At 76.8% G+C, this 2,504-nt stretch carries 1 protein-coding gene; it reads left to right on the plus strand.

The features are described from left to right. Positions 1-81 precede the first annotated feature (81 nt). A partial coding sequence (locus ABZ885_RS39340; RefSeq protein ID WP_360199727.1) for an SDR family NAD(P)-dependent oxidoreductase occupies positions 82-2,504 on the plus strand: 2,423 nt, incomplete at its 3' end.

Consider the following 2,504-nt stretch of genomic DNA (forward strand, 5'->3'; position numbering starts at 1 on the left):
ATCCATCCCACAGTTTGAGGCGGCCCGGTCCTCCCTGCGGGCCCCTAGGCTGGCCCACAGGCGCTGCCGGCCGGCGGTGCGATGGCGGCGGTCAACGCGCCCGAGGCGGACGTCGTCGCGACGCTGGCCGAGGGTGCGGTGATCGCGGCGGTCAACGGGCCGGAGTCCGTGGTGGTCTCGGGCGAGACCGAGGCCGTCGACCAGGTCGTGGAGCTGTGGCGCGAGCGGGGCCGGCGGGTGCGCAGGCTGCGCGTGTCGCACGCCTTCCACTCGCCCGCGATGGACCCGGTCCTCGACGAACTCGCGTCTGTCGCCGCCGGGTTGGACTACCGGCGTCCGAACATGATGTGGGCGGGCGCGCTGACCGGTGAGCTGGTGACCGAGTGCGAGGCGGGCTACTGGCCGTCGCAGACGCGCCGGGCGGTGCGGTTCGCCGACGCGGTGGCCGCCCTCGCCGCGCAGGGCGTCTCGGTGTTCATCGAGGTCGGCCCCGACGGGTCGCTCTCCTCCCTCGGCCCGGACATCGTGGCCGGCATCGGGAGCGAGGAGCCCGTGTTCGTCCCGCTGCAGCGGCGCGACGACCAGGACGCGACCGGCCTGGTGGGCGGTCTCGCCCGGGCCTTCGTCAACGGTGCTGCGGTCGAGTGGAGTTCGATGCTGCCGACCGGCGCGCCGGTCGAGCTGCCCACCTACGCCTTCCGCCACCAGCGGTTCTGGCCCGAGGGCATCCTGGCGATGCCGGTGGCCGGCGGGGACGGTGCGAGCACCGAGGCGGAGGCCCGGTTCTGGGCGGCCGTCGAGGGCGGGGACCTGACCCAGCTGGCCGACACGCTGGCCGTGGACGGCGGCCGTCCGTTCAACGAGGTGCTGCCGGCCCTGGCGTCCTGGCGGCGCCGCGAGCAGGACCGGTCGCTGACCGCCAACTGGCGCTACCGGACCGCCTGGTCGGCCGTCGCCGAGCCCGACGCCCGGGTGCTGTCCGGCACCTGGGTGACGGTGGTGCCGGCCGGCACCGACGCGCAGCCGTACGTGTCCGCGCTGGCTGCTCGCGGGGCCGAGGTCGTCGTGGTCGACGTCCCCGCCGGGCTCGTGGACCGGGCCGGGCTGGCGGCGCTGCTGGGCGCGGCCGCGGAGCCCGCTGCCGTGGCCGGTGTGCTGTCGCTGCTGGCGCTGGACGAGACGGCGCTGCCGGAGCACCCGGCGGTGACCGCAGGCATGGCGGCAACCCTGGCCCTCGTCCAGGCGCTGGGTGACGCCGGGATCGCCGCCCCGCTGTGGTTCGCCACGCGTGGCGCGGTGGCGGCCGGCCCGGGTGAGGCGCTGGCCAACCCGGTGCAGGCGCTGGTGTGGGGTCTGGGCCGGGTCGTCGGCCTGGAGCACCCGGACCGCTGGGGCGGTCTGGTCGACCTGCCGGAGACGCTCGACGAGCGCGCCGGTGCGCGCCTGGTGGCGGTGCTGGCCGGCTGTGGCGAGAACGAGGTCGCGATCCGGTCCGCCGGAATCCTGGGCCGCAGGCTCACCCGGGCCTCGCAGCTCCGCGGCAACGACCCCTGGACGCCGCGCGGCAGCGTGCTGATCACCGGCGGCACCGGCGCGATCGCCGGCCACGTGGCCCGGTGGCTCACCGGGCGCGGTGCCGAGCGGCTGGTGCTGACCAGCCGTTCCGGCCCCGCCGCGAAGGGCGCGGCGGCCCTGGCGGCCGAGTTCGCGACGGCCGGCTCCGCGGTCGAGATCGTCGCCTGCGACGTGACGGACCGTTCGGCGCTGGCCGGGCTGGTGGCCTGGATCGGCGCGAGCGGTCCGGCGCTGTCCTCGGTGCTGCACACCGCGGCCGTGCTGGACGACGGTGTGGTCGACCGGCTGTCGGTGGACCGCCTGGAGACGGTGCTGGCCGCGAAGGCGGCGAGCGCGGTCCACCTGGACGAGCTCACCGCGGAGCTGGACCTGGACGCCTTCGTCCTGTTCTCCTCGATCTCCTCGACGCTCGGTGCGGCCGGGCAGGGCAACTACGCGGCGGCCAACGCCTTCCTGGACGCCCTCGCCGAGAACCGGCGCAGCCGCGGCCTGGCCGCGCTGACCGTCGCCTGGGGTGCCTGGGCCGGCGGCGGCATGGCCGAGTCCAACAGCGTGGTGCAGGCCCGGGTCAAGCGCGGCCCGATGCCGGCGATGGACCCGCAGCTCGCCGCCCGGGCCCTGGGCGAGGCACTGGAGGGCCCGGACGCCCTGGTGACCGTGATGGACGTGGACTGGGCGCAGCTGGCGTCCGGTCCGGGCGCGGCGGACCTGCCCGAGCGGCCGCTGGTCCGGGACCTGCCGGAGATCCGCCGGCTGGCCGCGGCCGGTGGGGCTACGGCTGCCGTGGTCCGCGGTGAGGGCGAGCTGGCGCACCGGCTGGCCGGCCTGGCCCGCGCCGAGCAGGAGCGGGTGCTCACCGACCTGGTGCGGGCCGAGGTCGCGGTCGTGCTGGGGCACGCCTCGGCCGACGCGGTCGAGGACCGGCGCGC

Source organism: Kitasatospora sp. NPDC047058, from assembly GCF_040643935.1.
Taxonomy (GTDB): domain Bacteria; phylum Actinomycetota; class Actinomycetes; order Streptomycetales; family Streptomycetaceae; genus Kitasatospora.